The 22,866-nt window shown below is 59.5% G+C and carries 21 protein-coding genes; 7 read left to right on the top strand and 14 right to left on the bottom strand.

Going from position 1 to position 22,866, the window contains the following annotated elements; translation table 11 throughout:
- Window positions 1-5: 5 nt before the first annotated feature.
- From K7H22_RS16610 to K7H22_RS16620, 3 genes are read right to left on the bottom strand one after another with little or no spacing between them, the layout of a single operon-like run.
- Complete coding sequence (locus tag K7H22_RS16610; RefSeq protein WP_230802007.1) at window positions 6-1,166, bottom strand: acyl-CoA dehydrogenase family protein; 1,161 nt, start codon at window positions 1,164-1,166, stop codon at window positions 6-8.
- Between the two features lie 9 nt (window positions 1,167-1,175).
- On the bottom strand, window positions 1,176-1,955 hold the full coding sequence (locus K7H22_RS16615) for an enoyl-CoA hydratase/isomerase family protein (RefSeq protein ID WP_230802008.1): 780 nt from the start codon (window positions 1,953-1,955) through the stop codon (window positions 1,176-1,178).
- The gene (locus K7H22_RS16620) at window positions 1,952-3,133 is read right to left on the bottom strand and encodes an acyl-CoA dehydrogenase family protein (protein ID WP_230802009.1); all 1,182 of its coding nucleotides are present in this window, start codon (window positions 3,131-3,133) and stop codon (window positions 1,952-1,954) included. The genes K7H22_RS16615 and K7H22_RS16620 overlap by 4 nt, the downstream gene beginning before the upstream one ends.
- 126 nt (window positions 3,134-3,259) lie before the next feature.
- Between K7H22_RS16620 and K7H22_RS16625 the strand changes: the two genes are divergently transcribed.
- Together K7H22_RS16625 and K7H22_RS16630 are read left to right on the top strand one after the other, a co-directional pair.
- Window positions 3,260-5,260 carry an NADPH-dependent 2,4-dienoyl-CoA reductase gene (locus tag K7H22_RS16625; protein ID WP_330165862.1) on the top strand — a complete coding sequence of 667 codons (2,001 nt, stop codon included), beginning with the start codon at window positions 3,260-3,262 and terminating at the stop codon, window positions 5,258-5,260.
- A 27-nt stretch (window positions 5,261-5,287) separates the two neighbouring features.
- Window positions 5,288-6,808, top strand: coding sequence for a class I adenylate-forming enzyme family protein (locus tag K7H22_RS16630; RefSeq protein WP_230802011.1), 1,521 nt, complete (start codon window positions 5,288-5,290; stop codon window positions 6,806-6,808).
- Between the two features lie 20 nt (window positions 6,809-6,828).
- Here the strand turns inward: K7H22_RS16630 and K7H22_RS16635 are convergent, their stop codons facing one another.
- The 5 genes from K7H22_RS16635 to K7H22_RS16655 form a co-directional block, all read right to left on the bottom strand.
- Window positions 6,829-7,284, bottom strand: coding sequence for a PaaI family thioesterase (locus K7H22_RS16635; RefSeq protein WP_230802012.1), 456 nt, complete (start codon window positions 7,282-7,284; stop codon window positions 6,829-6,831).
- A gap of 21 nt (window positions 7,285-7,305) precedes the next feature.
- Window positions 7,306-7,743: a helix-turn-helix domain-containing protein gene (locus tag K7H22_RS16640; RefSeq protein ID WP_230802013.1), complete on the bottom strand. Its 438-nt coding sequence runs from the start codon at window positions 7,741-7,743 to the stop codon at window positions 7,306-7,308.
- Window positions 7,744-8,014: 271 nt separating this feature from the next.
- On the bottom strand, window positions 8,015-8,869 hold the full coding sequence (locus K7H22_RS16645; protein ID WP_230802014.1) for an NAD(P)H-binding protein: 855 nt from the start codon (window positions 8,867-8,869) through the stop codon (window positions 8,015-8,017).
- Window positions 8,866-10,803 (bottom strand): AMP-binding protein, encoded by a 1,938-nt coding sequence (locus K7H22_RS16650; protein ID WP_230802015.1) that lies wholly within the window; start codon window positions 10,801-10,803, stop codon window positions 8,866-8,868. Before K7H22_RS16650 ends, K7H22_RS16645 begins: the two co-directional genes overlap by 4 nt.
- 116 nt (window positions 10,804-10,919) lie before the next feature.
- A complete protein-coding gene (locus tag K7H22_RS16655) occupies window positions 10,920-11,681 on the bottom strand; it encodes a glucose 1-dehydrogenase (RefSeq protein ID WP_230802071.1) in 762 nt (253 codons plus the stop codon).
- 125 nt (window positions 11,682-11,806) lie between these two features.
- On the opposite strand from K7H22_RS16655, the gene K7H22_RS16660 reads away from it, so the two are divergent.
- Window positions 11,807-13,147: a TetR/AcrR family transcriptional regulator gene (locus K7H22_RS16660; RefSeq protein WP_230802016.1), complete on the top strand. Its 1,341-nt coding sequence runs from the start codon at window positions 11,807-11,809 to the stop codon at window positions 13,145-13,147.
- A 5-nt stretch (window positions 13,148-13,152) separates the two neighbouring features.
- On the opposite strand, the gene K7H22_RS16665 is transcribed toward K7H22_RS16660, so the two are convergent.
- The 6 genes from K7H22_RS16665 to K7H22_RS16690 are packed head-to-tail and all read right to left on the bottom strand — an operon-like array spanning window position 13,153 to window position 18,140.
- A complete protein-coding gene (locus K7H22_RS16665; protein ID WP_230802017.1) occupies window positions 13,153-13,557 on the bottom strand; it encodes a PaaI family thioesterase in 405 nt (134 codons plus the stop codon).
- Window positions 13,554-14,036, bottom strand: a complete 483-nt coding sequence (locus K7H22_RS16670) for a PaaI family thioesterase (RefSeq protein WP_230802018.1) — start codon at window positions 14,034-14,036, stop codon at window positions 13,554-13,556. Before K7H22_RS16670 ends, K7H22_RS16665 begins: the two co-directional genes overlap by 4 nt.
- Window positions 14,037-14,048: 12 nt before the next feature.
- Window positions 14,049-14,852, bottom strand: coding sequence for an enoyl-CoA hydratase-related protein (locus K7H22_RS16675; RefSeq protein ID WP_230802019.1), 804 nt, complete (start codon window positions 14,850-14,852; stop codon window positions 14,049-14,051).
- A complete protein-coding gene (locus K7H22_RS16680) occupies window positions 14,845-15,699 on the bottom strand; it encodes an SDR family NAD(P)-dependent oxidoreductase (RefSeq protein ID WP_230802020.1) in 855 nt (284 codons plus the stop codon). Before K7H22_RS16680 ends, K7H22_RS16675 begins: the two co-directional genes overlap by 8 nt.
- 13 nt (window positions 15,700-15,712) lie before the next feature.
- Complete coding sequence (locus tag K7H22_RS16685; protein WP_230802021.1) at window positions 15,713-16,912, bottom strand: acyl-CoA dehydrogenase family protein; 1,200 nt, start codon at window positions 16,910-16,912, stop codon at window positions 15,713-15,715.
- 13 nt (window positions 16,913-16,925) lie between these two features.
- Window positions 16,926-18,140 carry an acyl-CoA dehydrogenase family protein gene (locus K7H22_RS16690; protein WP_230802022.1) on the bottom strand — a complete coding sequence of 405 codons (1,215 nt, stop codon included), beginning with the start codon at window positions 18,138-18,140 and terminating at the stop codon, window positions 16,926-16,928.
- 132 nt (window positions 18,141-18,272) lie between these two features.
- On the opposite strand from K7H22_RS16690, the gene K7H22_RS16695 reads away from it, so the two are divergent.
- From K7H22_RS16695 to K7H22_RS16710, 4 genes are read left to right on the top strand one after another with little or no spacing between them, the layout of a single operon-like run.
- The gene (locus K7H22_RS16695) at window positions 18,273-19,058 is read left to right on the top strand and encodes an enoyl-CoA hydratase-related protein (protein WP_230802023.1); all 786 of its coding nucleotides are present in this window, start codon (window positions 18,273-18,275) and stop codon (window positions 19,056-19,058) included.
- A 21-nt stretch (window positions 19,059-19,079) separates the two neighbouring features.
- Window positions 19,080-20,879: an acyclic terpene utilization AtuA family protein gene (locus K7H22_RS16700; protein ID WP_230802024.1), complete on the top strand. Its 1,800-nt coding sequence runs from the start codon at window positions 19,080-19,082 to the stop codon at window positions 20,877-20,879.
- Window positions 20,880-20,891: 12 nt separating this feature from the next.
- Window positions 20,892-22,361 carry an acetyl-CoA carboxylase biotin carboxylase subunit gene (locus tag K7H22_RS16705; RefSeq protein ID WP_230802025.1) on the top strand — a complete coding sequence of 490 codons (1,470 nt, stop codon included), beginning with the start codon at window positions 20,892-20,894 and terminating at the stop codon, window positions 22,359-22,361.
- Window positions 22,361-22,864 carry an acetyl-CoA carboxylase biotin carboxyl carrier protein subunit gene (locus tag K7H22_RS16710; protein WP_230802026.1) on the top strand — a complete coding sequence of 168 codons (504 nt, stop codon included), beginning with the start codon at window positions 22,361-22,363 and terminating at the stop codon, window positions 22,862-22,864. Before K7H22_RS16705 ends, K7H22_RS16710 begins: the two co-directional genes overlap by 1 nt.
- Window positions 22,865-22,866: the final 2 nt, after the last annotated feature.

A 22,866-nucleotide genomic window follows, 5' to 3' on the forward strand; every position in this document is an offset into this window, starting at 1 on the left:
GGCGATCAATAGGACCGAGGCAGACCCATGACCTTTTCGCCTATGAAGCTGAGGCACAGTTCGCGGTTCACGGGGGCCGTACGCAACAGGCGCACCAGCGGATACATCTCGTATAGTCCCGTATCCTCAGTGAAACCCGATCCGCCATGCGCCTGCAACGCGGCATCCACCGCTTCGATCCCAGCTTCGGCGGCGGCGTATTTTGCCATGTTTGACGAAGCCCCTGCCGGCAGTTTGTTGTCAAACTCCCATGCCGCGCGACGGGTCATCAGGCTGGCCATCTCAACCGCTGTGTGCGCCTTGGCCATTGGGTGCTGCACGCCCTGGTGCGCACCGATGGGTTGGCCGAACACATTGCGCTCGGAGGCATAGTTCACGCCCTTGTTCAGGGCGAACCGGCCGATGCCGCAGCACAATGCGGCCAGGATGATGCGCTCGGGGTTGAGACTGTCGAACAGGATCGAGAACCCTTCGTCCACCTCGCCGACCACATCTTCGGGGCCCAGATCCACCTCGTCGAAGAACAAGGTCCACTGTTCTTCAGGCAGGGGGATCGAGATCTTAACCCGTTGCTTGTCGACGCCTTTTTTCTTCAGGTCTACAGCGAACAAGGTAAAGCCGTCGGTCTTACGGCTGACCTCGGTGTGCGGTTTGGTCCGCGCCACAACCAGGCAATAGTCCGATACTTCGGCACCGGTGATAAAGGTCTTTTCTCCGGACAGGCTGAACCGGTTGCCCCTACGCTTGGCCAGCGTGGTGGCCTTCATTGTGTTCGACCCGGCCCCCGGTTCGGTGATCGCGAAACAGAACTGGATATCACCGCGGCAGGCGGCCGGCAGCAGTTCTTTCTTGTGGAATTCGCTCCCATGGCTGGCGATGTGGGCCAGCGACATGGTTGGCCCGACCACCATCATCAGAAGCGGAATGCCGTGATTGGCAGTACCTTCCATGAACAGGGCCATTTCGGTCATGCCAAGGCCCGCACCGCCGTATTCCTCTGGGACCATGATGCCCAAAAAACCGTCATCGGCAATCTGCTTGAACATCTCTTGCGGAAACTCATGCCTGCGCGCGTGGTCCAGCCAATAAGCATTGTCGTATTTTTGTGCCAACAGACCGCCGTATTCGTAAATCTGACGCTGTTCGTCGTTTAGAGTGAAATCCATGTTTCGTCCTCAGGCCTTGAATTCAGGGGCGCGCCGGTTCTCGAACGCGTCGAGACCTTCGGCGACATCATCACTGGGCAACGCGCGCACGGCGGCATCACGTTCCAGCCGCATTTGCTGGTCGATTCCGAGATCCGCGCCTTCCCGTGCCAGCCGCTTCATCTCGGCGATACCGGGACGCGAGCGGGTGGCGATTTTCTCGCAGTATTCCAGTGCGGACTTGTGCAGATCCGCGTCCGGCACGATGTAATTGACAAGCCCAGCCTCTTTGGCCTCTCCCGCCGCAAGCCAGCGGGCTGAGAACATCAGATCGAGTGCCCGGCGCTGCCCCATCAGCCGTGTCAGCCGCTGTGAGCCGCCCCAACCGGGAATCAGCCCGAATTGCGCATGCTGATCGCCAAACTGGGCGGTTTCGGCCGCGAAACATACATCGCATGCCAGCATCAGTTCGATCCCGCCGGCCAGACACAACCCCTGCACAGCCACTACGACAGGAAGGGAGGAGGTTTCGAGCGCACGCAGGTTTTCCATGCCAAAGGCGATGAAATGATCCAGCGCGGCGGGATCGTTCAATTTACCTTTCACTTCCACCAGATCGGCGCCGGTACAAAAGTGCTTGCCCTGCGCCCGGATGAGGATCGTCCGGATTTCAGGGTTTGCCTCGAATTCCGATCGTGCGGCTGATATGCGCTCATGCACATCAAGTGACAGGCAATTGAATTTCTCGGGGCGGGCCAGCTCGATGATGCCGGTGTTGCCCTCGGTTGTGACGATGATGGGATCGTTCATTTCTGAGCACCCGTCGCCTTCTTGTCATACTGCAGCGCCATCCGTCCGACCTTCTCGCGAGCAATCACAAGCTTCTGGATTTGCGCTGTACCGTCACCGATCTGCAGGCCGAGCACATCGTTGTAGCGCTGGTGGTGAGGCAGGTCGGTCGTATAGCCGTAATGCCCGTGCAGGATCAGGCACTGGTGCAGGATCTCGCAGGCGGTTTTGGGCAGATACCATTTGCACATGGCCGCTTCGGAGGTATGCGGCAGGCCACGGTCGCGCAGGTCCAGCGTGTAATAGCAAAGCTGGCGCATCATGGTCAGCTGGGTTTCGGCCTCGGCCAGCGGAAAGCTGACGCCCTGGTATTGCACGATGGGGGCCCCGAAGGCCTCGCGTTCCCGAACGTAGGCCCAGGTTTCATCCACCGACGCTTGCGCGGCCCCCAGGCATTCCAGCCCGATCAGCGCGCGGGAATAGTCGAAACCCGCCATGATCGTGCCAAAGGCACGGTCCTGTTCCGCCATCATGTTTTCGGCTGGCACGAATACATCGTCAAAGAACACCGACCCGCGCCCGACAGGTTTTGTGCCGATGTCTTCAAAATGAGTTCGCTTGATGCCTTCCTGGTTAAGATCGACAAAAAAGGCGCTAACCCCGCGCGAGCCGCCGCTAGGGTCGCCCGTGCGCGCGAAAACCACGGCAGCATCGGCCTGGGACGCAAAGCTCATCGAGGTTTTCTCGCCGTTCAGCCGCCATCCGTTCCCAGATTTCTCCGCCTTGAGAATCAGATTGGCCGCATCTGACCCGCCGCGCGGCTCGGTCAGACCCAGACCAATGACAGCTTCACCCGAAACAACTTTGGGAACCCATTCCGATGCGATCTCTTTGGACGCGTGCTTGGCCACCATGCCGCCCATGAGAGAGCCCAGAAGCTGCACGTAACTTGCGTTGAAATCGGCATAGGCGATCTCTTCGACGATCAGCCCCGACGTGACAGAGCTTTCGCCCAGCCCACCGAATTCTTCAGGCAGATCGGCCCCGATCAGGCCCAGTGCGCCCATCTCTTTGATCAGGGCGCGATCAAAGGTGTGGCCGCTTGCGCGCTCTTGATAAGTGGGCGCAAGTTTCTCAGTTGCAAAGCGCTTCGCGGTTTCGCGAAACGCCTTTTGATCTTCTGTAGGCTGGAATTGCATCGGTGCTCCTCCCTATGACCGAAATTTATCTTTCCAAAAATCTAACAAATGTTAGAATATAGATCAAGAGTAGTTTTGAGGAGGAGGATCAAAATGGAAAATGGACCATCGGGGAGCTTTGAAACCATGCTTTCCCCTATTCGTGCGGGTCGGCACGTGATGCGAAATCGTGTCATCATGGGGTCGATGCACACGCGGTTGGAAACCGAGCCTGACGGCATAGCCAAACAGATCGCGTTTTACGCCGAGCGAGCGCGGGGTGAGGCGGCGATTCTGATCACCGGGGGATTTTCGCCCAATGCCGAGGGCATTTTCGATCCAGAAGGTCCGCGAATTGATGACCCGGAAGAAGCGCGCAGCCTGCGCCCGATCTGCGAGGCGGTGCAAGCCGAAGGTAGCCTGATTTGCGCGCAACTTCTTCACGCCGGGCGCTATGCAAAAATCGAAGGGTGTGTGGCTCCGTCGCCGATCCGGGCACCGATCAACCGTTTCATCCCGCGTGAAATGACAGAAGCAGATATTCTCCGTACCATCGAGGATTTTGCCGTGGCCTCTGCGAATGCGCAGGCCGCAGGCTTCGATGGCGTCGAGATCATGGGGTCCGAGGGATACCTCATCAATGAATTCACCGTTACTCACACCAACAAGCGCGACGACGACTGGGGCGGAAGCGCTGAGAACCGTCATCGATTCCCGGTCGAGATCGTGCGTGCAGTACGTGAACGCTGTGGTCCCGACTTCCTGGTCATCTATCGGATTTCGGCGGCCGATCTGGTCGAGGGCGGCGCGCCCGCCGATGAAATTGCCGCACTGGCGCGCAAGATCGAGGCAGCAGGCGCGGATATTCTGAACACCGGCATCGGCTGGCACGAGGCCCGTGTCCCTACGATTGCCTATCCGGTGCCGCGCGGTGCATGGCGCAAGGCGGCGGCTAACGTAAAAACGGCCGTGTCGATCCCGGTGGTCGCCTCAAACCGAATCAACACACCCGAACTCGCCGAAGACATACTCGCCTCTGGCGATGCGGACATGATCTCGATGGCGCGCCCGTTTCTGGCCGATCCGAATTTCGTAAAAAAGGCGCGCGAGGGTCGCTCGGACGAAATCAACACCTGCATTGCCTGCAACCAGGCCTGCCTGGATTTCATCTTTTCGGACAGGCCGGTCGGGTGTCTCGTCAATCCCAGGGCCGGGCGTGAAACGGAATTTCGGGACACGCCAACCGACGTGCCAAAGAACGTGGCTGTCGTCGGCGGTGGCGCCGCAGGTCTGGCCACCGCGGCAGAGGCGGCGCGGCTGGGCCATTATGTCACGCTGTTCGAATCACAGGACAAGCTGGGCGGTCAACTGAACCTGGCGCGCGCTGCACCGGGCAAGGACGAGTTCGACGAAACCCTGCGCTATTATGCCGGTCAGTTGAAAAAGCATGGTGTCAAACAGCGTCTGGGGCAGCGGGCCGATGTGAACGATCTTGAAGGCTTCGAGCATGTGGTCATCGCCACGGGCGTCACGCCACGCGTTCCCGAGTTGCCGGGTATCGACCATCCCAGCGTGGCGACCTATGCCGAAATCCTGTCCGGTGAGCGCGTGGCGGGCGACCGTGTCGTCGTGATGGGGGCAGGGGGCATCGGCCATGATGTGGCCGAGTTCCTAGTGACTGATCCCGACGAGTTTGCCAATACTGAAGCCTTTTGCGATACTTGGGGTGTTGACCCCGAATTTGCTTCGTCGGGCGCTCTGATCGGCGATCCCCTGGCACCGAAACCATCGCGCCGCAAAGTCGTCATGCTTCAGCGCAAGACAGAGAAACCCGGTGCAGGGCTTGGTGTCTCGACAGGGTGGATCCTGCGCAATGCGCTGCGCAAACATGGGGTCGAGGCCATGGGCGGAGTGACCTATGACCGCATCGACGACGAGGGGCTGCATATCCTCGTGGACGGCATGCCAAAGATCATCGTGGCCGATACAATCGTGCTGTGCACCGGTCAGGAGCCGGAACGGGCCCTAGCAGAAGAGCTTGCCGCGCGCGGCGTCACGGTTACGATGATTGGCGGCGCAAAGGAGGCCGCCGAACTTGATGCGCTGCGCGCCATTGATGAAGGAGTGCGCCTGGCGCAAAGTCTTTGAACCTAAACCCTGGCAAGAGAGGATTCCATGCTGACCGAAGTCTCGCGTGCAGGGCGCGCCGACCTGTATTCGATCTTTCGAACCCGCGCACAGGATTGCGCGGGGGATCTGGCCATCGAGGACGGCAGCAAGAGACTGACCTATGCCGAATTGCTGGGGCGGGTCGATCGTCTGGCGGCTGTCTTTCTGGCACGAGGCGTGGTGCCCGGCGACAGGATCGCGATCCTGTCGCACAACCGCTCAGAATACCTGGAGGTCGAACTGGCAGCGGCAGGTATCGGCGCGATTGTCGCTTGCCTGAACTGGCGGCTTGCCCGCGATGAACTGCAGCACTGCATCGATCTGGTCGAGCCGGTGCTCGCGGTTGTCGAACCCGATCTTTCAGCAGCTTATAGCGCTGTCGCGGCGACACCCTGTCTAACCGTCGGGCCAGACCTGGAGACGGCCATTGCCGGGGTCGAGCCGGACCCGCGCACCGGAACCATGGTCGACGATCCAGAGGCCGGTCTGACGATTTTGTATACCTCCGGGACTACGGGCCTGCCCAAGGGGGCCCTCATCAGCCACCGCGCGCATATCGCCCGATCCATGGCTTTTGCGGCACAACTGGCACTGGATCCCGGTGACGGGTTTATCGCCTGGGCACCGATGTTCCACATGGCCTCCACCGATCATGCGCTGGCGACGGTCCTGCGGGGCGGGACCGTGGTGATGGTGGACGGATTGCAGCCTGCAGTCATCAACGAAGCGTTGTCGCGCTACCGGATCGGCTGGTTCGTGATGATGCCCGGTGCGCTGGACGCCTTTATCGCAGAACGACGCGCCAACCCTTTGCCCGTGAAGGGGATCAAGGTTTGCGGCGCCATGGCCGATCTGGTGCCGCCGCATCAGATCGCGGAGCTGACAGCCCTTCTGGACACGCCCTATCTGAATTCCTTCGGCGCAACTGAAACCGGCCTGCCGCCGGGGACCGCCGATCTGATTGCGCCGGGTGTGACCCCGGACCGGCTTTCAAAGCGCATCAGCGCATTTTGCGAGGTTCGGCTGGTCGATCCCGACGACCACGAAGTGCCGGATGGAACGCCGGGCGAAATGGCTGTGCGGGGTCCGACATTGTTTTCGGGGTACTGGAACGCCGACGACGCCAACGCCCGCGACTTTCGCAACGGCTTTTTCCACATGGGCGACTTGTTCCGGCGCAATGCGGACCGCACCATCGACTTTGTGGACCGGGCCAAATACTTGATTAAGACTGGCGGCGAGAACGTCTACCCTGCGGAGATCGAGCGTGTTCTTCTATCTCATCCCGGTGTGGTTGATGCCGCTGTAGTAAGGGCATTCGACGTGAAATGGGGAGAAAGTCCGGTGGCCTTTGTCGCCTGCAGCAAGGACGGGCCGGATGCCGAAGCGCTGATGAATTTGTGCCGTGACAACCTCGCAGGCTACAAACGGCCGCGCGAGTTTCTTTTTATCGCGTTCGAGGATTTTCCCAGATCGACCAGCGGAAAGGTCCAGCGGCATGTCCTCGAAGCCCGGCTCGCGGATTGATTTGCGCCCCGGCCCGGTCGTCAGCCCACCACGCCCGTTCGCCCCACAAGCGCCATAAGCGTTCCGGTCATCGTCGCGACCAGCTTCTCATCCTCGCCTTTCACGGCATAGGCACGCGCTTCGCAGATGGTCAGAGTCCTTCCCGGCTTCACCACGTCAGCGACGAAGCGAAACCGTTCGCCGTCCGCCGGGTTGAGCAGGTTGATCTTGAATTCGGCTGTCAAAACGGCTGCTTCCGCGGGCATCAGCGAAAAGGCCGCGTATCCGCAGGCGCTGTCGAGCGCGGTCGATACGATTCCGGCATGTAAAAAACCATGCTGCTGGGTCAGCGTATCCTGATGTGCCATTTCCAGAACAATGCGGCCGGGCGACAACTCGGCAATGCTGATCCCCAACGTATGCATCACCTGCTGGCGGTTGAAACTGTCATGCACGCTTGCGTCATAGTCGGGGTTCTTTGGTTCGAATCGCGTCATGGCGGGTCTTCCTCTTCGATTTCATTCATTGATGACCACTCTTAGGCGGTCTTTGAGGCGCGCATCTTGTAGCGAAAGGCCAAATCGACACGTTGCGGACTGAGCGCGCAACGCGCCGGGCGGTTTGCCGGCAAAGGTACGGCAAGCGGCAGACAAATGAGATTGATCATAATATCCGGCGTCCAGCGCCAGATCGCTCAGCGGCAGGGTCTGTGACGCGAGCTGCCCGAGAGCCTGACGAAAGCGTCGCGAAGCCGCAAGCCTCCGCCGCGACACGCCGGTTTCCGCCCGCACCTTTCGACGTTCGGTCCGGTCGCTGTACGCTCCGGGTGGCGCGGCAAAGCACAGGCCTTTCGCGAGGCCGTCAAGCACCGCGACAAGCGCAGGCAGGTCATCGTCCCCGGTCTGTACGCGGCCCAGTTCCAAGGCCAGCATGTCCAGCACTTTGAAGTCGGGCATTCGCTGCGGTCGTGACGACAGTCGCAGCCCGGCCACGACACCCTGGAAGGGCCTTGGGCGGGGCGTGAAACAAGGGCGCGGTTCTGCCAGCGATACGCGCGCCCCGTCGCTGTCGTCGCAGGTTATCGAAAGGGTAAAGAGGTCAGTTGCGAACCGGCCGCTTCCACGACGGCTTAGCACACCGGTATCGCGGAACACGAAAAGGTGGTCGATCTGTGTGGCCGCTTCCTGAGGCGGCGCCAACTCGAGATAGAGCGGCGGCGCCGCAAGGTCACAGGACAAAAGCATCCCGGTTCTCGGCGACGAAATCGGCAAATCGACGCGCCGGGCGGCGGAGCACGTCGCTGACCGTGGTCTCGATACCGGCAAGGTAGCCCTTGGGCGCTATGGAGGCCAGTTCGACCATGGCTCCGGCGACCTCGTCCTGCATTCCGCCTGCGACCATACCCGCCTTGGCATCTTCGGCCGACAGGGGCGCGCAGGTGACAGTCCGGCCTGTCACCTCGGACAGGAGGGCGGCAATATCCTCTCCGGCAAGAGCTTCGGGTCCGGTCAGACCAAGAGCCTTGCCTTCGTACCCCGGAGCGGTCAGCGCCTCGGCGGCGACATCCGCGATGTCGCGGGCGTCGATCCAGGCTACGGGGCCGCCCAGATCGTCGTAATAGACCCCATCTTTTGCAATATTTCCGGCCTGCCAGAGCAGATTCTGCATGAAATACGTCGGCTGAACGAAGGTCCAGTCAAGGCCACTTTGCTTCAACAGTTCCTGGGTTTCGGAATGCCATTTCCCAAAGGTCAGCCCCGCCTTGGGCGACGCGCCAAGCCCCGTGGCTACAACGATATGGCGCACGCCAGCAGCTTTGGCCGCCGCGACCACATTCGCCTTCCACTGACGCATGTCCCGATGGGCAGGCGTAACCAGGTATATCTTTTCTGCTCCGTCGCAGGCCCGCGCCAGCGCTGTGGGATCAGCGAAATCCGCAGCGACTGCCACGCATCCTTTGGCCTTAAGCGCGTCTAGCTTGGAGGTATCGCTGGTGACAGCACGCACGGTCGCGTCTTTTGCCAGAAGCGTATCGACAAGAGGCGCGCCAGTGGTGCCCGTGGCTCCGAATACAGTGATCATGATTTCTCCTTTTGCAGGTTTGCTATAGGCTGAATGGTTTCAGGGTTGCTGATCGATGACAGATCGCCCGGATCCTGACCGAGGAAGGCGGCGCGTACGACCCGGCGCATGATTTTCATGCTCCGGGTTTTTGGCAGCGCCTCGACAAAGTGGATCTCGCGCGGGCGGAAGGGTTTCGAGACGATTTCTCCGACCTGATCCTTGAGCTGTTCGACAAGGGCAGCGTCGGGCGACACGCCCGGTGCCGGCACACAGATACAGACCACGGCCACCCCCTTGATCTCGTCGGGCGCGGCAATGGCTGCGGCTTCCACCACCTGTCCCGTCTCGGTGAGGGCCGCCTCGATCTCGGGTGGTCCTATGCGTTTGCCGGCGATGTTCAGCGTGTCATCCGACCTTCCTAATATGTACCATGTCCCGTCTGGATCGCAGCGCACCCAGTCACCATGCCGCCAGATGCCGGGATAAGTGGACCAGTAGGTTTCAAGGTAGCGCTCGCGGTCTCTCAAAATGGCGGGGGTCAGGCCCAGCGGTGGCTGTGTCACAACGAGTTCGCCCACTTCGCCCGGGCGGGCTTCGCTGCCGTCCTCGCTCAGCACTTTCGCCCCGACACCCAACGCCTCGGCGGAGAATCCGCCAGGTTTGATTTCGTGCAGCACGGTCGAAGTCAGGATCGCGCCGAAAAGCTCGGTCCCGCCCGAGATATTCAGCGGCACCGCGCGGCGGCGGCAGATATGGTCGAGTTGCCACAGCCAGGCGTCGAGGGTCCAGGGTTCACCGGTCGAGGCAACAATGCGCAGGGACGACAGGTCGTAGCCCGTCAAGAGTCCAGAATCCTGCGTCATGAACTGCCGCACCAGGGTTGGGGCGACGCCCATGTGGGTCACGTTCATATCGGAAGCAAGACGTAACAGCCGAAAGGGATCGCCTGGCGTTGATGGTGCACCCTCGGCCAGTATCAGCGTCGAACCGGACAAGAGCACCGACAAAAGCGTGAGCGGGCCCATGACCCACCCCATGTCGGTCATCCATAGGTGCCGGTCATCCTGTTTCATGTCGAGACACAGCATGAAATCGGCCGTGGCCTTTGCCTGCGCCCCCAAATGGGTATGCACGACGCCTTTGGGCCGACCGGTCGTGCCCGAGGTGTAGGCGATCAGAAAGATGTCTTCGGCCGCGACTGGAACAGCCGCGAAATCCGGGCTGGCCGCCCCCACGGTTTCGGCCCAGTCGAGATCGCGGGCTGGATTGGCCACCGCGCCGCCGAACCGTCGCAGGCTGATTACGGTATGGGCCGTTGGCACCTCGGTCAGGGCCTTGGCAAGGGTCGCCTCCATCCATACTGGCTTGCCTCGTCGGGGTGTGGCGTCCGCTGTCAACACCGCCACCGCAGCGGCATCGTTCAGCCGCGATACGATGGCTGCGGGCGCAAAGCCGGAGAACAGCGGCACCGCCACCGCGCCCAGCCGGGCAATACCCATAAGCGCGGCCTCGATTTCGGGGATCATCGGCATATAGATGCCGACCGCTTGGCCGGGCTTTACACCGCGGGCGGCAAGGGCTGAGGCGACACGGGAGGCTTCGGCGGCAAGTTCGGAATAGGTCCAGCGGCGGCGGCTTCCGTCCTCGCCGACCCAGTCGATTGCGACCTTGTCGCCCAGGCCGTCGGCAATTCGAACGTCAAGACAGGTTTCCGTCAGATTCAATGTGCCTCCGACGGCCCACTTGACTGATTCGGAACCTTGGGAGATATCCCGCAGCCGCGTATAGGGCCGCATGAACCGTATACCGGCATGTTCAATGATCCGGCCCCAGAACCAGTCCGGCTCTTCATTCGAGCGGCGGACAAGACCCTCGTAACTGTCAATGCCGCAGTCTTTCAAAAAACCGGTCAGCGTGCTTGTCCGCTGAATGTCAGAGTCTGGTTGAAACATTCGCAACCTTTCCGCACCGAAAAAAAATGGCCGTACTTAATGCACGGCCAGTCAGGGAGGTAACTCTTGGCACGATTTGGCAGCAGCGCCGTGTGACCGGCTCCGCTGCCAGCGTTTTAACCGTGCATGGACAAGCCGCCTGAAACCGAAATCACCTGGCCGGTGATGAACCCAGCGTCATCCGACGAAAGAAAGCAAATGATGCCAGGGTAATCTGACGGTTGTGCCAGGCGCTTCATCGGAATTGCCCGCTTGAGACCTTCGGCGATCTTTTCACCGGCCTCGCCCTCAGCAACCTGAGCGAAAAGCGGAGTGTCGGTGGGGCCGGGCGCAACCGCGTTCAATTGAATACCTTTGCGTGCTAGTTCGCGCGCCACGGTCTTGGTGAACGAGATGATGCCGCCCTTGCAGGCCGAGTAGACGGCCTCGCCCGATGACCCGACCCGACCGGCGTCAGACGCGATATTGACAACGCGGCCGCCCCCGTTTTTAACCATGCTTGGAAGCACCGCGTGATGCATATTGAGCGGTCCATAAAGATTGATGTCGATGACCTTTTTCCAAAGATCGGCATCGGTATCCAGGAACGGTTTGATCACGTCCCAGCCGGCGTTGTTCACCAGCACATCAATCGGCCCTCCGGCCTCGAACCCGGCCACTGCCGTGTCGACCTGAGCGCGGTCGGTGATATCTACCTTGAAGGCCTGCGCCTTTCCACCGGCCTCGGTGATCAGTCGAACAGTTTCTTCCGCCCCTTCCATGTTCAGATCGAAAACGGCCACCTCGGCACCATATTCGCCGAACCGTTCGCAAACTGCACGACCGATGCCGCTGCCACCGCCGGTCACGATGACCCGTTTTTCAGTCAACCCTCGCATGTGGAAGTTCTCCTCTCCCGTTACACTTTCTAAGGAGCTTGATTCGACGCTCACTTTGATGTATTCTAACAGTTGTTAGATTTATTGCAATAGACAGCCTCACCTCTGACAAGTATCGACATTGGATGGCACGACAGATTGAAGATACCAGGATAGTGAATGACGATCTGAGCAAATCAGAGAGGACCCGCAAAGCCATACTCGCTGCGGCCGCACGACTTTTTCGGTATGAAGGTTATCACGCAACGACGATGCGCGACATCGCGCAGGAAGCTGGCATTGAGGCCGGCAGCATTTATTACCACTTTCAATCCAAGGACCAGATTCTGAGCGAAGTTCTCGAACTTGGCGTGCGTCAACTTTATGAGAAAGTCAGTGACATCGTTGGATCGGCAACGAGAAGTTCAGAGGATTTTCGCAAGACCTTCGAATTGCTGATTGAAACACACCTGACCTATCTGTTGACCGACAGCGACTTCACGTCGGCCAATATTCGGAACTATCCGATGTTGTCAGACGAAACACGCGCCCCGCATCGCGAGTTGCGTGCTTCATATGCAGGGGCTTGGGGCAGATTCCTCAATGACGCCAAACGCGCCGGTCACCTTCGAAGTGACATATCCACGACAGTGATCCGGCAGTTTATCCTGAGCGCCATGAACTGGACCGTGGAATGGTATAATGTCGACAAGTATCCGGTGCGCATCCTCGCGGAACGGATGAGCAAGCTTATACTTGACGGAATGTGTTTCCGTGACAGGGCGGACACCAAAGGTTTGAAACTGTATCCCGCCGTTCCCGCCAAGACCGAGGATTCCAACGGCAAGGCCGCGAAGACCCGAGGAGAAATTCTTCAGGCCGCAGCGCGCGTTCTAAGGGACAATGGCTATAAGGCAACGACGCTGAGGAAGATCGCAGAAGAAGCGGACATGCAGGCGGGCAGCGTCTACTACCACTTCAACTCCAAGGAAACGATCGTTGACGAAGTTCTGAACGCCGGACTGGGCGACTTGCTAACTGGCGTCGAAGCGGCGGTTCAGAAATTCGATGCGCCGTACGATCATCACGCCAGGATAGCGACTGCAATCTGGACGCACCTGGATTTCCTCTTCAAGGCAAGCGAATTCACTTCGGCGAACATCCGAAGCTATGGAATGCTTCCCAATAATTTCAGGGAGAGGCACAGAGCTATTCGTCACGAATATGGAAAACTCTGGGACCGTATACTCCGCGAAGCTCAGGAAGACGGCGCGATAAGGTCGGATATCAAGATCGTTCCCTTGCGCCAAGTCATGTTGGGCGCCTTGAACTGGACGGTAGAGTGGTTCAATCCGAACAAGGCTGGAGAGGAAGGGTATATATCTCTGCCTGAGTTCTCCGCGATGCTCATCGATCTTCTACTGGAAGGAATTTGCAAACGAGAGGCCATTCCATCGACGGGGCAAGACACGCCCGAAACCAATTGATGTGATTACACCAAAAGGAAGTGATACAGCCCTTCCGCGACCGCCTTTTCCCGTTCCGCCTGCCAAGTAATCACGCTGACACTCGCCATCCGCTTGCCCTTGCGCGTCACTTTGGCGTGGGCAAAAAGCGGTCCCTTCACACCTGGTCTCAGATAATCGACGGTCAGGTTAATCGGCTTGGCCGGAACGTCCGCGAAATCGGGCTGTACCGCGATGGCGGCAGTGGCTTCCATGAAACTCGCAATTATGCCGCCATGGTAATACTCCATGACCGGGTTTCCGATATGGCGGTCTTCAAAGGTAATTTCCGCTTCGGCATGGAGACCGTCCAGGCTTTGAACTTCAAAATTGAGAAAACGGAAGAATGGCACTCTTGATGCGTGTGCATTGACAATTTGCAAATCTATCACGAGGCTTCTCTTTCAGTTAGCGCGTCAAACAGGCTGGTGTCACCACGCGTCAAAGCAAACGAGGCGGTTCCACGGGCTATTTCGGCATCCTCATGGCCGTCGAACCAGATGCTGCCGGAATTGAAGGCAATGTGGCGGGTCTCGCGAAAACAATGCGCGCGAACGATCACATCCGCGCGCGAACGGGCAGGGCGCAGATAATCAACTCTGAGGTCAAGAGTCGCCATCGTGCTGACGCCTTCGATAGCAACAAAGTTTGCCAGTCCGAAGACACTATCCAGAAGGGCCGTCAGGATGCCACCATGAAGCCTGGTTTGATCCACGTCGACGCAAAAGTCAGGGTTGAACGGCATCCGAACCCGAACGCCCTCGGTCGAGACCTCTTCGATCTCAAGCGCCATATGCGTTATCAGCCCCTTACCGCGCGCATTCCACATCAGGGCGATCTGCTCCATCTTCTTTTTGGAGATATCAGACATAGGAATTTCCCATTAGCGCCCCGTGAAGTTGGGTTTGCGTTTCTCGATGAACGCAGCAACCGCCTCGTGGTGGTCTTCGGTCTGATGCATGAGCGCCTGATAGGCCGCGGCAGAGTTCAGGAAATCCGGTAGATCCATTCGTTCGGCATTGCGCATCAGACGCTTGGCGATCCGCACCGCCCGCGGAGGTTTCGCTGCGATGACGGCAGCCCGTTCGCGGGCCCGTTCCATCAATTTTTCATGGGGCACAAGTTCAAGCACCATGCCAAGCTCCAGCGCCTCTTCGGCCCCGACCATGCGCCCAGAGAAGGTCAGATCGGCGGCCTTTTGATGGCCCAGACGACGCAACATAAACCAGCTACCTGCATCGCCCGGAATGATCCCGAGATTCAGAAACACCTCGCCGAATTTTGCTTTCTCTGAGGCGATGCGCATGTCGCACATCATGGTCAGGTCGCAGCCAGCGCCGACCGCAGGTCCGTTGACCGCGGCGATCGTCGGAACATCCATATTATAGAGGGCCTGTGGCAGGCGCTGCACCCCATCGACATAACTCTGCGCCGCCGCAAGCGGCTCCTTGCGGAACACGCTTTCGGGGTCGTTCATTTCCTTGATGTCGCCACCGGCGCAAAAGGCCGGATCGGCGCCGGTGAGAATCATCACGCTGACCTCCGGGTTCGCCTGCACCTTGGTGAAGGTCTCCAGAAGAGCGGCGATCATGTTGTTGCCGGTCACCGGGTTGCGCCGCTCGGGATCATTCAGCGTGACCGTGGCGATCCTGTCTGAGATCTCCAGAAGGACGGGTTGTTCACTCATTTTTTCCGTCTCCTCGTTCGCGTTTCTCAAACATCTGCGGATTTATCATGTCGCGGGCATCGTGGCCCATATGCAGAGTTTCCCCACCGTCAACATAGATATCTTCGCCGGTGATGAAATTCCCCAGATCGGACGCAAGGAAAATGATCGTCCCAGCTATATCCTCGGCCATACCCATCCGGTTCAGGACCGATCGGTTCAATTCTTTCCACCGTTCCGGTGGAATGGGATAGCGGCCAAGTGCGTCAGTCTTGATTGTTCCCGGCGCAACGCAGTTCAGACGGATCCCGTATTCGCCCCATTCGGCGGCAAGTGTCTTCATCATGCCTGTGACGCCGGCGCGGGCAGCGACTGTGTGGGTAAAGCCGGTCAGCGCGGTGCGCGCTGAGATGGCGGTGACAAACACGACCGAACCACCATTGTCATACATGAAATGATCGGCAGCGGCGCGGGTCATCTGCCATGACCCTATCAAGTTGTTGCGAATGACCGCCTCGAAGCCCTTGTTAGTGATGTCACGGGCTGCAGCGATGTACTGGCCACCGGCATTGTTCACCAGAACATCCAGCCGCCCGTAATGGTCCTTGATGCGTCCCATAGCGGTTTCGATACTATCCTCGTCGCGGGTATCGCCGGACACGACAAACGCTTCGCCTCCCGCCGCGCGGATCATTTCGGCGGTCTCTTCCAGCGGCTCTTCACGGCGCGCAAACAGCGCCAGTCTGGCCCCGCATGAGGCCATCTCAAGCGCCGTCGCCCGACCCATTCCAGAGCCAGACCCCGTCACGAGGGCAACCTTGCCCGCCATCAGATCCGGCGCGTAGCGCCGTAATTTCTTGTCGCTCATGATGTCCCCCTCCTCAGTTCTTCAGCAACTCGCCGGAAATGATGAGTTTACGCACTTCTTGGGTGCCCGCGCCAACTTCAAGCACGCGACCGGTGCGATAAAGCCGGTTCACCTCGGTATCGCGCATGTAGCCCGAGCCGCCGTGGATTTGCACCGCCCTATCCAACACGAAGGAGGTCGCCTCGGCAGCCTTGAAGATCGCGGCAGCTGTGAGCTTGTGGATTTCGCCGCGTCCGCCCTCGCCCTCTTCAAGGCCCTCACACATGGCTGCGGTGCGCAAGGAAAGGCTCCGCGCCGCCTCAATCTGGGTATACATGTCGGCGAGCATCGCCTGTACCATCTGGAACTTGGCGATCGGTTTGCCGAATTGCTGGCGTGTCTTAGCGTAGTCGATGGAAATATCCAATGCCCGCTGTGCAATGCCCAAGGCGTTGAAACAGACAATAGCCCGTTCAAGATCCAGCCCGGACATGGTCACCGCCACGCCGCCATCCAGCTTGCCGACCATGTTCTTAGCGGGCACCCGGCAGTCTTCGAACACCAATTCGCCGGTGGGCGAGCCGCGGAACCCCATCTTGTTGAGCTTCTGCGCCACCTTGAAACCCGGCGTGTCGGTTTCCACGATAAAGGCGGAGATACCCTTGGCGCCCTTTTCCGGCGAGGTCTTGGCATAGACCAACACCAGATCGGCAATCGGCCCGTTGGTGATGTAGATCTTTGCCCCGTTCAGGATATAATCGTCGCCATCCTTTTTTGCCGTTGTCCGCATCGAGCCAAGCGCATCGGATCCCGCGCCAGGTTCGGTCAGGCCCAGAGCACCCACCAGCGTGCCGTTGCACAGGCCCGGAAGGTACTTGCGGCGCAACTCCTCATTGGCGTTGCGATAGATATTGTTGACGCACAGGTTGTCGTGGGCCACATGAGTAAGCCCGATCGCGGCAGAGGCCCGCGACAGCTGTTCGGTGATGATACAGGCGGAAGTAAAATCGAGCCCGGCACCACCAAATTCCGGCGGCACGTTCAGGCCGAGATAGCCCATCTCGCCCAGCTTGGGAAAGACCGAAGTCGGCAGGTCGTCGGTGTCATCCATCTCTGCGTTGAGGTGATGGAACTCTGACATGAAGAACTTGCCTGCCTGATCGGCCAGGGCCTGCTGTTCGTCCGTCATGAAATGTGTTGGCAAAGTGGTGTCGTTGCGCAGTTGCTTGTTCATGGTCACGTCCCCCTCAGGCGCGCAAAAGTTCTTCGGCAATGATGATCTTGCGGACTTCGCTTGTGCCCGCGCCGATCTCCAACAGCTTGTTGGCGCGGAACAGCCGGTTGATCTCGGTGTCCTGCATGTAGCCAGAGCCACCATGGATATGGCAGGCTTCGGTCACCGCCTTGTTGAATGCTTCACCAGCGTACAGACAGGCTGCCGCAGTCAGTTTGTGGATTTCACCTCGGCCCCCGGCACCTTTAGGCAGGCCGACACATGCAGCCAGCGCGCGATAGCTGAAGGCGCGGGCGGTTTCGACCTCGATGTAGATCTCGGCCAGTTTCGACTGCACCATCTGGAAACTTGCGATCGGCTTGCCGAATTGCTCGCGGATCTTCGCATATTCCAGGCCGAGCTCCAGCGCGCGCTCGGCCATGCCGACACAGACCGAGGCTACCATGGCGCGTTCCAGGTCGAGCCCACTCATGACAACCGACACGCCGCTGTTCTCTGCACCCATCATGGCAGAGGCCGGCACACGACAGTCTTCGAACACCAACTCTCCGGTGGGCGAACCGCGGAAGCCCATTTTGTCAAGCTTTTGCGCCACTTTGAAACCGGGATTGTCTGTCTCGATGATGAAGGCGGAAATGCCCTTGGCACCTTTCGATTTGTCGGTCTTGGCGTAAAGCAGGATCACATCGGCAATCGGGCCATTGGTGATGTAGATCTTCGAGCCGTTGATGACATAGTCATCGCCGTCGCGGCGAGCGGTGGTCGCCATGGACCCGAGTGCATCGGATCCCGCGCCCGGTTCGGTCAGTCCCAGAGCACCGACCAGGTCGCCCGAGCAAAGACCAGGCACATATTTCTTCACCTGCTCTTGCGATCCATTGCGCAGCAGGTTGTTCAGGCACAGGTTGTCATGCGCCCCGTGCGATAGACCTACAGCCGGGTTCCATTTCGAGATTACCTCGGACACTAGCGCCTGAGTGAATTCGTTCTGACCCGATCCGCCAAGCTCTTCAGGCGCGGTAATCCCCAGCAAGCCCAGTTCGCCCATCTGCTTGAACAGATCGTCCGGCCACCATTCCTCGTCATCCATGCGCGCTTGCAGCGGGTGCAGCACCTCGCGCGACACCCGATCCACGTGATCGACAATCTGGCGTTGCTCACTGGTCAAAGAATAGTTCGCCCTGATGGCTTCCAAATCAGCCGCTATAGCCTCACTTTGAGTGGTCATATCATCCTCCCGAAAAATGCCGTCCACAGTGTTGACCAAAATCAAACATATGTTAGAAAATAGATCAAGCCAAGCTTTTAACGACCTGACGTAAGAAAGCATGGTGTTCTGAATACAGGGGGGACTTCGGAAATGACTGAGAGCATTGTTCAATCGCAGGCGCTCGGCAAAGAAGTGCGTATCACGATTCGACGTCCTGAGAATCGAAATGCCCTAAACCGTGAAGTCGCAGACGGGATCATGGCCGCCATATATGCTGCCGAGAAGAACAGCGATTGCCGTGTGATCGTTCTGACCGGCGAGGGCGATCGCGCCTTCTGCGCCGGAGGCGACATCAAGGCGGGTGCGGATGGCGGCCCGTTTGTTCAGGATCCCTCGGACCCGGATCATTTTGCCGGAAAGTTATTCGAAACGATACAGGCGTGTCGAAAGCCAACGATCGCGCGCATCAACGGCGTCGCGATGGGTGCGGGGGCGGGCATCATCTGTGCATGCGACCTTGCGGTGATGGCCGATCATGCGCGCATCGGAACGCCGGAAGTAAAAGTGGGCCTGTTTCCCATGACGATCGTGCCACCGATGATGCGTGTTTTGCCTCGGCGGAGGCTGATGGAGATGTTCATCACTGGCGTTCCTCTGACGGCCGAAGAAGCCCTGCAATTCAATCTGGTCAACTATGTGACCGATGCCGCGGGGTTGGACGACAAGGTTGGAGAACTGGTTGCCCAGATTGCCGCGCAGTCGCCGAGCGCGATCCGGCTGGGAAAATACGCCTGTCACGCGATGGAGGACATGACCTATCCGCAGCAAATGCGGTTTGCAGAAACGCTTTTACCGCGAGTAGCACAGACCGAAGACGCGCGAGAAGGCTTTGATGCCTTCATTACGAAGCGCAAACCTGAATGGACGGGCCGCTAAGCAAGCGGGGAGGAGAGGCACATGTCGGAACGAAAACTGCGCATCGGATGCGCATCGGGCTTCTGGGGCGATACGCCGGAAGCGATCGGTCAACTGGTCTCAAAGGGTGAGATCGACTATCTTGTTTTTGACTATCTGGCAGAGGTGACAATGTCGCTGATGGCGCGTGCCCGCGCCAAAACGCCCGAGTCGGGCTATGCGCCGGATTTCGTAAAGGCGCTTGTTCCGTGGCTGCCTGCAATCAAACGTCAGGGCATCAAGGTCGTTGCCAATGCCGGGGGCGTGAACCCACGTGGATGCCGCGACGCGCTTGCCAAAGCCGCTGCCGAGGCCGGGCTTGATCTCTCGGTCGGTGTCGTGCTGGGCGATGACCTGTTGCCTAGGGCTGATGAAATTCGCAAAAGCGGTCAGACGGAAATGTTCTCGGGTGTCGAATTTCCAGACGATATCTGGAGCATGAATGCCTATCTGGGTGCCCGGCCCATCGCGACCGCGCTGGATGCCGGGGCCGACATCGTGATCACGGGGCGCTGCGCCGACAGCGCGGTGGCGCTTGGCCCCTTGATGCACGAATTCGGCTGGGGCGATGACGACTGGGACAAGCTCAGTCAGGGATCGCTGGCCGGCCATCTGATCGAGTGCGGTCCCCAGGGAACGGGTGGTAATTTCACCGATTGGCGGGACGTGCCGGGCTGGGATGATATGGGAATGCCTATTGTCGAAGTGTCGGAAGACGGCAGTTTCGTCATGACCAAGACACCGGACACAGGCGGGCTGGTCGTACCCGGATCGGTTGGAGAGCAGATGCTCTATGAAATCGGCGATCCGCGCGCCTATCTGTTGCCTGACGTGATCTGCGACTGGTCCGGGGTCACGCTGGAACAGGTCGGGCGCGATCGAGTGCTGGTCAAGGGCGGCAGGGGTCTGGGGCGCACTAACAGCTACAAGGTGTCGGCCACCCATGCTGATGGCTGGCGCGCGGTCTCTACCCTGACACTGGCCGCGATTGATGCGCCTGCCAAGGCGGAACGCGTGGCCGAGGCGATTCTGACCCGCTGCCGCCGAATTTTCCGCGACCGCAACATGGGCGATTTCCGGCAGGTCAGCGTCGAGGTTTTGGGCGCCGAGTCCACTTATGGCGCAAATGCACGCGCCCAGACCCGCGAGGTGGTGCTCAAGATCGGCGCGGTCCACGATGATCGCGCTGCGCTGAACATCTTTGCCGGAGAAATCGCACCGATGGCGATTTCGACCGCGCAGGGCCTGACCGGGTTCTTCGCCGGACGGCCAAAGGTGCAACCGGTGGTCCGTCTGTTTTCCTTCTTGCATAGCAAGGCCGAGACCCCCGTCGCTGTCGAGGTCGACGGCAAGGATGTGCCCGTCACCGTGGCCACCACGACAGTCCAACTTGATCCGCCTGCCGCGCCGCCGGCAGATAGCCGCGCGCCCGGTTCGGACGCGGTCAAGGTGCGCCTCGTCGATCTGGCCTGGGGACGCTCAGGCGACAAGGGAGATATCGCCAATATCGGCATCCTCGCGCGCAAGCCGGACTACCTGCCATATATCCGCTCGGCTCTGAGCAAAGAGGTGGTGAAAGACTATTTTGCTCATGTTTGCGACGGCAAGGTCGAGCGGTTCGAACTGCCCGGAAGCCATTCGCTGAACTTCCTGTTGCATGAATCGCTTGGCGGGGGCGGCATTGCCTCTGTCCGCATCGACCCGCAAGGCAAAGGGTTTGCGCAGATGCTGCTTGATATCGAAATTCCCGTACCGGCCGATCTGGCCGCCCGCGATGGGCTGACGGCCTCGGACCGGAACTGAGAGGATACGACAATGACCATTTCAAAACTCCTGGTTGCAAACCGCGGCGAAATCGCAGCGCGCGTGTTGCGAACCGCCAAGGCACGCGGCCTTGCAACGGCGGTCTTGCGCCATGAATCGGAGCAAGAGGGCCCCGCCCATCTGATTGCCGACGAGATTGTGACCATCGAAGGGCCAACGCCTGTGGCCGCCTATCTCGATATTCCGCAGATTGTCGAGGCTGCAAAGAAAATCGGCGCCGACGCGGTGCATCCCGGCTACGGCTTTCTGTCAGAGAATGCGGCCTTCGTCGCGGCGCTGGAAAAGGCCGGTGTGACATTTGTCGGCCCGACCTCTGAGGTCATCGCCCTGATGGGCGACAAGGTCCGCGCCCGCGGCTTTGTCGAAGAACGCGGGTTTCCCGTCGCGCCCTCGGCGATCGAAGATGACGATCCGGCGAGTTTTGTCGAACGCGCCCGCACGGTGGGCTACCCTCTGCTGATCAAGCCCTCGGCTGGCGGCGGCGGCAAAGGTATGCGCATTGTGCGCGAAGACAGCACGTTGGAAACCGAAATCGAAACGGCACGTCGCGAAGGCATCCGTTATTTTGGCGATGGCCGGCTGTTTGTCGAACGCTACATCGAACGCCCGCGTCATATCGAGGTGCAGGTGATGGGCGACGGGCAGGGTAACGTGGTCCATTTCTGGGAACGCGAATGTTCGATCCAGCGCCGGTTCCAGAAGATTATCGAAGAAACGCCGTCACCGGCGCTGACCCCAGAACAGCGGGACGAGATCTGTGAAACCGCTGCAGGGATTGCCCGCGCCGTCAAATACCGCGGAGCAGGGACCGTCGAATTCATTTATGCGCAGGACGGGGCCTTTTACTTCCTCGAAATGAACACCCGCCTTCAGGTCGAACATCCGGTGACCGAACTGGTGACTGGCTTCGATCTGGTCGCAGAGCAACTACGCATCGCGGCAGGTGAGGGGCTGAGCGCGACGCAGGCGAATATTCCCCAGACTGGCCATTCGATCGAACTACGCATCTGTGCCGAAGACGCGACGGCCGATTTTCGCCCCTCGATCGGGGATATCCTGCTGCTGGATGAACCCTCCGGCCCCGGCGTGCGCGTGGACAGCGGCATTCTGGACGGCGGCAAGGTGACCACCGATTTTGACCCGATGCTGTCTAAGCTGATCGTGCATGGCCGCGACCGCGTAGAGGCCATCGCCCGTGCGCGGCAAGCGGTGCAAAACTATGTGGTTCTCGGGGTGACGACCAACACCGGATACCTAGATGCAATCCTTGCACATCCAGATTTTGCCGCAGGTAACGTTTCAACCGGGTTCCTTGCTGAACAATCCGAAACGCTGACCGCTCCGGCTGAGGACATCTCTGAGCTACTGATGGCGGCAGCGGCCTTATCAGATGAACGATTGGTGGGCGACGTAATGCAGATACCGGAAATGTACCGCAAGATGGGCGGGTGGAGAAACTGATGCAACGGATTTTTCAGATCGACGGAGAAGAGACCGAATGCTGGCTGGGCCATGATGGCAGCCGCTTCGTATTGAATACACCCGATGGTTCTGTTGCCTGCGAATTGAACCCGACGGCTCTGCCGGGCGGTTATACGTTGCGTGCCAAGGGTGTTGTGCGCGAACTGCGATTGGCGGTGGGACCGGATGCAACTTTTGTGCACATGAACGGCCGGACCCACGAAATCCGACGCATTGACCCCGACGAACGTCTGGCCGGACGCGACAAGGGCGCAAGCGATGATCGGTTGGTCGCGCCTATGCCCGGCGTCGTGGTGTCGGTCGCGGTCAAACCCGGCGATACAGTTGCAGAAGGCCAGCCGCTTTTGGTTATCGAAAGCATGAAGCTTGAAACCACACTGACGGCGCCACGTGACGGGGTCGTTGCTGAAATGCCATTCGCCGAAGGCGACAGTTTCAGGCTGAAAGACATCCTGGCCCAATTGGCCCCGGAGGAGGAGTGAGA

The organism is Seohaeicola saemankumensis (assembly GCF_021021435.1).
Lineage (GTDB): Bacteria > Pseudomonadota > Alphaproteobacteria > Rhodobacterales > Rhodobacteraceae > Seohaeicola.